Consider the following 9,085-nt stretch of genomic DNA (forward strand, 5'->3'; position numbering starts at 1 on the left):
ACCCTCTCGGGCTTTCCTCCGGGCGCTTCCCTTCGGTCCTACTGTCTTGCTGTTCTTGCGTTTCCGACTCTATCAGATCTTTCCGATCCGATTTCCTCGGTGCTTTCCAGGTCCACGCTTTCGCGTTTCCCCTTCCGGCGGTTCCGACTGTATCAGATCCTTTCCGGTTCTGATTCCCCGTCAGAGGGGGTTGTCTTTCCGGCTGTTGGGCCGTTCCGACGCCTCAAACCTTAGCGGACCCTCTCGTTGATTCCCAATCGGGGTCGTGGGAATTGAATTCGGGCATGCCGAAGTCGTTCCCGCGAGGGATCGTGCTGGTGGTTTGGTTGCCGCTGGTGCGGCGGGAGGTGCTGTCGCAGAACCGTAACGGCTCTGTGGCAACCCGAAGAACCTTACGGATCTCCCCGGGGAGTGTCAAGGACGGCTGTCAAGATCTTTAATCGAGGTCGCTGAGCCGGCCGCCCGCGTCCGGCTGGGCGTGCTCCACCCGGCGCAGGAGACGGGTGAGTACCTCGCCGAGCGCGGTCCGGTCGTCCGGAGACAGGTCCTGGAGCAGGTCCTCCTCGAAGACCGTGGCGAGGCGCATCGCCTCCAGCCACTTCTCGCGCCCCTCCGCCGTCAGCTCGACGATGACGCGGACCCGGTTGGACTCGTCGCGCTCCCGGGTGACCAGCCCTTCCGTCACCATGCGGTCGATCCGGTGGGTCATCGCGGCGGGGGTGAGACCGAGACGCTTGGCGAGGTCGCCGGGGCCCAGCCGGTAGGGGGCGCCGGAGAGGACGAGTGCCTTGAGTACCTCCCAGTCGGTGTTGCTGATGCCGAGCTCGGCGGTCTGCCTGCCGTACGCGACGTTCATGCGGCGGTTGAGGCGGGACAGAGCCGAGACGATCTTCTCGACCTGGGGGTCGAGGTCCTGGAACTCGCGCTGGTAGGCGGCGATCTGCTCTTCGAGTGTCGGCTCGCCGGCGCCGGAGGTGTCGCCCATGGCCGCAGTATGGCATGGGACTCCTTTGCATTGAAGTCCTTCTCTGTGTACTCTTTACCTTCGAATTTTAGCTTCTAAGTCTTCAGCTCTAAGGGCTGGGCAACCAATCTCGAGAGATCAAGAGAGGGTGAACGTGACCAGGGCAATGGGCGCGGCGATGCGCCGGATCCACGTGGGCAACGCACTCAGCGCGTTCGGACTCGGCTTCACAGTCCCCTACCTGTACGTCTATGTGGCGCAGGTGCGGGGACTGGGTTCTGTGACGGCGGGCCTCGTGCTCGCCGTCTTCGCCGTGGCCGCGCTGATCGTGCTGCCGTTCGCCGGGCGGGCCATCGTCCGGCGCGGCCCGCTGCCGGTACTGCTGGTCGCCCTGGTCACCGCCGCACTCGGCGCATTGAGTCTGGGTCTGTCGGCCTCGGCGGCCACCGTGCTGCTGTCGGCCGCCGCGCTGGGTGCGGGGCAGGCCGTGATGCAGCCGGCGCTCGCCACGATGATCGTGGACTGTTCCACGACGGAGACGCGGTCGCGGGCGTTCGCGATGCAGTTCTTCCTGCAGAACCTCGGTCTCGGTGTCGGCGGGCTCATCGGTGGTCACCTGGTCGACACCACGAGCGCGTCCTCCTTCACGCTGCTGTTCGCGATCGAGGCGGCGATGTTCCTGGTGCTCGTCGCCGTCATGGCGACGGTGCGCGCGCCGCGGGCGCCCCGGATCGAGGAGGCGCCGGGGCAGAAGGCCGGAGGCGGGAGCTGGCGGCAGCTGCTCGGCAACCGGGCGATGGTGCAGCTGTGCGTCCTGGGCTTCGTGCTGTTCTTCGCCTGCTATGGGCAGTTCGAGTCGGGGCTGAGCGCGTACGGCGTCGAGGCCGCGGGGATCTCCACGTCCGCGCTCGGGACCGCGCTGGCGGCGAACACGCTGGTGATCGTGGTCGCGCAGTTCGCGGTGCTGAAGTTCGTGGAGCGCCGGAAGCGGTCACGGGTGATCGCGTCCGTGGGGCTGATCTGGGCGGTGGCGTGGGCCGTGGCCGGGTACGCCGGGCTCGGGCACGGCAGCCAGGCCATGGCGACGGCGGCGTTCATCTCGACGTACGCGCTGTTCGGGCTGGGCGAGGCGATGCTGTCGCCGACGCTGGCGCCGCTGGTGGCGGATCTGGCGCCGACCGGTCTCGCCGGGCAGTACAACTCGGCCTTCGCCCTGGTGAAGCAGCTCGCGCTGGCCGTCGGTCCGGCGGTGGGCGGGCCGCTCGGGGCCTCGCTGCACGGGCCGTACATCGTGACGTTCCTGCTGTTCTCGCTGGGCATCACGGTGCTGGCGGTGCGGCTGGGGCGGCGGCTGACGGACGTGCAGAACCAGCCGTCGCTCGCCAGGAGCCGGGTGATCACCCACGGCGGGACCCCGGCCGGCGCGGACGCGGCGGCGGCGACCGCGGAGGCCTGAGCCCGCGCCTCTGCCGCACGGGCCCGCGCCCTCTGTCGCGCGGGCCCCGTGCCTCAGCGGTTCCCGTGCCTCAGCGGTTCCCGTGCCTTACGGCTTCGGCAGGACGAACTCGCACCAGACGGCCTTGCCGCCGCCCGGGGTGCGCCGTGAGCCCCAGTTGGTGGCGATCGTCGCGACGATGGCGATGCCCCTGCCGGACTCGTCGCCGGGCTCCGCGCGGCGGCGCCTGGGCAGGTGGTCGTCGCCGTCGGTGACCTCGATGATCAGACGGCGGTCGGTGCGGCGCAGGCGCAGCCGCATCGGGGGCGTGCCGTGCTGGAGGGAGTTGGCGACCAGTTCGCTGGTGGCCAGGACACCCAGGTCGTGCAGGTCGGCGGGGAAGCGCCAGCTGGTGAGGACGCCGGAGGCGAAGGCACGCGCGCGGGGGGCCGCTTCCACGCCGCCGAGCAGGTCGAGGGCGGCGTTGCGGAACAGCTCGGCCTCCGCGCCCTTGCGTGCGGGGTGCTGGAGGACCAGTACGGCGACGTCGTCGTCGTGGTCCGGGGTGACGCCGGCGGAGCGGACGAGGCGGTCGCAGATCACCTGGGGCGAGCCGGTCGCGCCGGACAGGGCGCGCTCCAGGGCGGCGATGCCCTCGTCCAGGTCCTCGTTGCGGCGTTCGACCAGGCCGTCGGTGTAGAGGACGGCGGTGGAGCCGGGGGCCAGCGGGACCGAGCCGGAGGCGTGGACCCAGCCGCCGGTGCCGAGCGGCGGGCCGGTGGGCTCGTCGGCGCGCTGGACCGTGCCCTGCTCGTCGCGGACCAGGACGGGCAGGTGCCCGGCGGACGCGTAGACCAGCCGGCCCTCGTTCGGGTCGTGGATGGCGTAGACGCAGGTGGCGATCTGGTTGGCGTCGATCTCGGTGGCGAGGCCGTCGAGGAGCTGGAGCACCTCGTGCGGGGGCAGGTCGAGGCGGGCGTAGGCCCTGACCGCCGTACGGAGCTGGCCCATGACGGCCGCCGCGCGGACGCCGCGTCCCATGACGTCGCCGATGACGAGGGCGGTGCGGCCGCCGCCGAGGGTGATCACGTCGTACCAGTCGCCGCCGACCGCGGCCTCGGTGCCGCCGGGGTGGTAGGTGGCGGCGACGCGCAGGTCGTCGGGCTCCTCCAGCTCCTGCGGGAGCAGGGAGCGCTGGAGGGTGACGGCGGTTTCGCGCTGGCGGCGTTCACTCGCGCGGAGGCGGGCGGCGGCCTCGGCGTGGTCGGTGACGTCGGTCGCGAAGACGAGGACGCCGCGGCCGTCGCCGTTGTGGCTCTCGGTGACCGGGGTGCAGGTGAAGGTGTAGGAGCGGCCGTCGGGGGTCTTGCGGGACTTGAGGGTGCGGGGCCTGCCGCTGCGCTGGACCTGGTCCAGGAGCGGGAAGAGGCCCGGCTCGTCCAGTTCGGGGAGGGCCTCGCGGGCCCGGGCGCCGAGGGCGCGGGTGCCGAAGGCGGCGACGTAGGCGTCGTTGACGTAGGCGAGGCGGTGGTCGGGGCCGTGGACGAGGGCGACGAGGGCCGGGACGCGGTCGAGTACGTCGCGCACGGGCAGTCCGTCGATGGCGGGGACGGGCGGGACCTCGTCGGTCAGCTGCTCGGCGCGGGCGGCGGGTACGGAGCCGTCTCCCCGGCGGTCGGGGTCGGCCGCCGTGTCGGTCTGTGCCGCGGCGCGGCGCTGTGTTCCGGGGAGTCGGGCGCTCCAGCGCGTGAAGTTCACGAATCCTTGCCTCGTGTAGTTGTCGGCGGCCGGGACCGGGCGGCCCTGGTACGGCCCGGGCCCCGTGGCCGCGCTGGGGCGAGCGGCGGGGCGCCCGCAGGGTGACCCAGTGTGGCAGGGTGCCCGCCCGGCCGACATCCGTCAGACGCCGCAGTGGCCGCAGGAGTTCCTGACTCGGGTCAGGACGACCCCTTCGGGTTGTGCGGTGGTTCCTGAGAAGGCTTTCCACCGGCCGCGAGTTCGAACTCCGCCCGCGGATGTTCGAGTGACCCGAGGGAGACGATCTCCCGTTTGAAGAGTCCGGCGATCACCCATTCGGCCAGCACGCGTGCCTTGCGGTTGACGGTGGGGACCCGGCTGAGGTGGTAGGCGCGGTGCATGAACCACGCGGGGTAGCCCTTGAGCTTGCGCCCGTAGACGTGCGCGACGCCCTTGTGGAAGCCGAGGGAGGCGACGGAGCCGGCGTACGTGTGCGCGTATGTGTCGAGGGGCTCGCCGCGCAGGGCGTGGGTGACGTTGTCACCGAGGACCTTCGCCTGACGGACGGCGTGCTGGGCGTTGGGGGCGCATTCCCTGCCGGGTTCGGCGGCGGTGACGTCGGGGACGGCGGCTGCGTCTCCGGCCGCCCAGGCGTGCGGGGCGCCGTCGACCGACAGGTGGGCGGTGCAGGTCAGCCGGCCGCGGTCGTTGAGGGGCAGGTCGGTGGCGGCGAGGAGGGGGTGGGGTTTGACGCCGGCCGTCCACACGACCGTACGGGTGGGGAAGCGGGAGCCGTCGCTGAGGACGGCGACGCGGTCGGCGCAGGACTCCAGGCGGGTTTCCAGGCGTACGTCGATGTTGCGGCGGCGCAGTTCGGTGACCGTGTAGCGGCCCAGTTCCTCGCCGACCTCGGGCAGGATGCGGTCGGAGGCCTCGACGAGGATCCACTTCATGTCGTCCGGGGTGACGTTGTGGTAGTACCGCGCGGCGTAGCGGGCCATGTCCTCCAGTTCGCCGAGGGCCTCCACGCCCGCGTACCCGCCGCCGACGAAGACGAAGGTCAGGGCGGCGTCGCGGATCGCCGGGTCGCGGGTGGAGGAGGCGATGTCCATCTGTTCGAGGACGTGGTTGCGCAGGCCGATGGCCTCCTCCACGGTCTTGAACCCGACGCCGTGGTCGGCGAGGCCCGGCACGGGCAGGGTGCGCGAGACCGAGCCCGGCGCGAGGACGAGTTCGTCGTACGTCAGTCTGCGGGCGCCCGTCTTCTCCTCGTCGGTGGCGAGGGTGGTGACGGTGGCGGTGCGGGTGGTGTGGTCGATGGTCTGCGCCTCGCCGATGACGACGTCGCACTGGCCGAGGACGCGGCGCAGGGGCACGACGACGTGCCGCGGGGAGATGGAGCCGGCCGCCGCCTCCGGGAGGAACGGCTGATACGTCATATACGGGTCGGGAGTGACGACCGTGATCTCGGCCTCGCCCCGCCCGAGTTCGCCCCTGAGGTTCCGCTGCAGCCGCAGGGCCGTGTACATCCCGACGTAACCACCGCCGACAACGAGAATGCGCGCACGTTCCTTCACCATCCCATGACGCACCCACCGCTTGCGTTTGTCCACAGGCTCGTCGATTTGTGTGACCGGAGATCTTCAAAGCGCCGGGCCGCCCGGGCGGCCGTCGTACGGCATGACCGCGCAGGTCAGTGGAGGTGGAGGGAAGTGCTGAGGACCATGCGGCGGGGGCGTGTGCGATCGGTGCGCCGATCGGGGGGCGCACCGTGCGGAACATGCCCCTTCTGAATTGACTCCGGCTCAACTATGTTCTTTCCGACGGAGTGCAGGGGGATGCGCTCATCGGTCCGCGACGGGCGGTCCGCAGAGCCGGGCCTGTTCCGCGCACTCCGGCTTTCGATGGCGGGGAGAGTCTCCGGGGGGAGACGTCATTACCGGGGGATTGTCTATGCATGTTCAGGATTCTCATTGGTCGTCCGCGTCGGCTGTCGCGCCCGGTGGTGCGATGAGTGCGACGGCGGGCGGCGCACACGGCGGCACGGCGCGGACTGCGCCCTTGCGCGTGGACGCCCAGCGCAATCTGGAGCACGTGCTGCGCGCGGCACGTGAGGTCTTCGGCGAGCTGGGGTACGGCGCGCCGATGGAGGATGTGGCCCGGCGCGCCCGGGTCGGCGTCGGCACGGTGTACCGGCGCTTCCCCAGCAAGGACGTCCTGGTGCGGCGGATAGCCGAGGAGGAGACGGCACGGCTGACCGACCAAGCCCGGGCGGCGCTCGGCCAGGAGGACGAGCCGTGGTCGGCGCTGTCCCGTTTCCTGCGCACGTCGGTGGCCTCGGGCGCCGGCCGGCTGCTGCCGCCGCAGGTGCTGCGGGTCGGCGTGTCCGACGACGCCGAGGAAGAGGTCGGCGGGAGCGGCGCGGGCGGTGAGCCGCGGGTGCCGAAGCAGCGGATACAGCCGGGCACCGGCGAACTGCGGCTGGTGCCCGAGGAGGAGTCCGGGCCGGTCGACGCGCCGGTGTCCGTCGAGGTCGACGAAGGAGCGGCGGCGCTGCTTGACGTCGTGGGCCGGCTCGTGGAGCGGGCGCGGACCGCGGGCGAGCTGCGGCCGGACGTGTCGGTGTCGGACGTGCTGCTGGTGATCGCCACGGCGGCGCCCTCGCTGCCGGACCCGGCCCAGCAGGCGGCGGCATCGGCCCGGCTGCTGGACATCCTGCTGGAGGGGCTGCGCTCGCGGCCGGCCTGACACGGTGGCGCCGTCGTGCGGGGCGAATCCTCCTTCCCCGAACGGGTGAGCGTTATTACCGCATCCCGGTAAGTCCCCCCGGACGAGTGATGGTCGGCACAGGGGGGTCCTGAACAAAAGCCAATATGGCACGCTGACCCGGTGTTCGGACTGGCTGGGCAGGCGGCGGGGGCTTTCCGCGATGAGTGTTGACGGACGAGGCGGGCCACTCGGTGACGGTGACGGTGGTCCGGGGAGCCCCGGGCCCGCCGACTCGCCACAGGTGCCGGGCCAGGGCGGACGAGCCGGGGAGCCACGACACCGCGATGCCTCCGCGGGGGCCCGGCGACCGGGGAGGGAGCCGGGGGACGACGACCGGTCGACTCCGGACGACGCCCGGCCCGGGTCCGGGTCCGGGGGAGGTCAGGCCGCGGGCGTGAGGTCCACGGCTGCGGACGGCGGTTCGGCCGCGGACGGGGGACCGGCTGCGGGTCGGCGACCGGCTGCGCACGGAGGACCGGCTGCGGACGGCCAATGGACTGCGGACGGGGAATCAGCTAAGGCCGCAGAGTCCGCTGCGGACGAAGTACCTGCCGCGGACGACAAGTCCGCCGCGGAGCCGGAATCGGCGGCGAACCGGAGCCCATCGGCAGACGGAGGGCCGACTGCGACCGGCGCGCCGCACCCGGCCGCCGGGCATCCGGCCGCCGGGCATCCGGCCGTGGGCGGCGGAGGCCCGGCCCCGGGCGGAGACCCTGCCGCCGGCAGCAATCCGACGACAGACGTGAACCGAGCCACCGGTGTACCCCCGGCAACCGACGGGGATCCAACCACCGCCGATAACCCAACCACCGGCGCAAGCCCGGCAACCACCGATAGCCCAACCACCGGCGCAGGCCCAACCACCACCGATAACCCGACCACCGGCAGGGCGCCGACCACCACCGAGAACCCAATCACCACCGACCGCCCGACGCCCGGCAGGAGTCGGCACCGGAAGGGTGGTCGGCGGCGGCACGGTGTGCCGGTCCAGCGTGAGCGGCACGAGGACAGTCTCCTGCCCCCACCACGCGACCTGTACGACGACGACCACCACGACGACGCCGGCATCCTGCCGCCGCCGCGCGAGCTTCCGGCGTCCGACGCGGAGCTGATCGCCCGGATGCGCTCGGGCGACGACACGGCCTACGAGGAGCTGTACCGGCGCCACGCGGACGCGGTCCGCCGGTATGCGCGCACCTGCTGCCGCGACGCCCACACCGCGGACGACCTCACCGCCGAGGTGTTCGCCCGGATGCTCCAGGCGGTGCGCGGCGGCTCGGGCCCCGAGCACGCCGTACGCGCCTACCTGCTCACCGCCGTCCGGCGCGTCGCCGCCGGCTGGACCCGGTCGGCGGGACGGGAGCAGCTGGTCGACGACTTCGCGGTGTTCGCCGCCCAGGCCGCCCACGCCGCCAAGGTGGAGGACGACGACACCCTGGAGCTGGGCGCCGACGTCCGCGCCATGCAGGCGGCCGAGCAGTCGATGGCCATGCGCGCCTTCCGGTCGCTTCCGGAGCGGTGGCAGGCCGTGCTGTGGCACACCGAGGTCGAGGACGAGTCACCGAGCGAGGTGGCCATGCTCTTCGGGCTGGACGCCAACGGCACCCGTGTACTCGCCAGTCGCGCCCGCGAGGGCCTGAAGCAGGCCTACCTCCAGGCCCATGTCAGCGATTCACTCACCGCCGACGAGGAGTGCGCACGCTACGCCGACCAGCTCGGCACGTATGCGCGCGGCCGGCTGCGCATCCGGGCAGAGCGGGGACTGCGCAAGCACCTGGAGGACTGCGCCAGGTGCCGGATGGCGGCGGTCCAGATCGAAGAGGTCGCCAGCAGCATTCCCGGCGTCGTGCCGGTCGCGGTCATCGGCTGGTTCGGCGCCGCCGGGTACGCCAAGGCGGCAGGGCTCATCGCCGGGAGCGCGAGCGCCGGTGCGGCCGGTGCGGCGGCGGCCGCGAGCGGCGGCTCGTCCGGCGGGGCCGGCGGCGGTGCGGCGGCCTCGGAGGGGCTGGGCGCGCCGGTGAAGGCCGGCATCGCGGGCGGTGTGGTGGCGGTGGCCGCCGCGGCGGCGCTGGTCTTCGCACTGGCCGGCAACGACGCGCCGGAGGAGGAGCCGCCGAAGGCCGCCCCGCCCGCCTCGTCGCCGGTGGCACAGCCCGCCCCCGACACGCCCACGCCCACCC

6 protein-coding genes are annotated in these 9,085 nt (G+C 72.4%); 3 read left to right on the forward strand and 3 right to left on the reverse strand.

The annotated features are described in order from the left end of the window. Positions 1–436 precede the first annotated feature (436 nt). Positions 437–985 (reverse strand): MarR family winged helix-turn-helix transcriptional regulator, encoded by a 549-nt coding sequence (locus HZS56_RS36305; protein WP_216725071.1) that lies wholly within the window; start codon positions 983–985, stop codon positions 437–439. A gap of 145 nt (positions 986–1,130) precedes the next feature. On the opposite strand from HZS56_RS36305, the gene HZS56_RS36310 reads away from it, so the two are divergent. After that, positions 1,131–2,420, forward strand: coding sequence for an MFS transporter (locus HZS56_RS36310; protein WP_216725075.1), 1,290 nt, complete (start codon positions 1,131–1,133; stop codon positions 2,418–2,420). Positions 2,421–2,507: 87 nt separating this feature from the next. On the opposite strand, the gene HZS56_RS36315 is transcribed toward HZS56_RS36310, so the two are convergent. Next, entirely contained in the window at positions 2,508–4,157 is a 1,650-nt protein-coding gene (locus tag HZS56_RS36315; protein WP_216725072.1) for an ATP-binding SpoIIE family protein phosphatase, read from the reverse strand. Between the two features lie 179 nt (positions 4,158–4,336). Next, positions 4,337–5,716, reverse strand: a complete 1,380-nt coding sequence (locus HZS56_RS36320) for an NAD(P)/FAD-dependent oxidoreductase (protein ID WP_216725073.1) — start codon at positions 5,714–5,716, stop codon at positions 4,337–4,339. A gap of 373 nt (positions 5,717–6,089) precedes the next feature. Between HZS56_RS36320 and HZS56_RS36325 the strand changes: the two genes are divergently transcribed. Then, positions 6,090–6,884: a TetR/AcrR family transcriptional regulator gene (locus HZS56_RS36325; protein WP_216725074.1), complete on the forward strand. Its 795-nt coding sequence runs from the start codon at positions 6,090–6,092 to the stop codon at positions 6,882–6,884. Positions 6,885–8,025: 1,141 nt separating this feature from the next. After that, positions 8,026–9,085, forward strand: a 1,060-nt coding sequence (locus HZS56_RS36330; protein WP_216725076.1) for an RNA polymerase sigma factor, incomplete at its 3' end; no start/stop codon positions are given.

It is taken from the genome of Streptomyces mayonensis, from assembly GCF_018982965.1.
Lineage (GTDB): Bacteria > Actinomycetota > Actinomycetes > Streptomycetales > Streptomycetaceae > Streptomyces > Streptomyces mayonensis.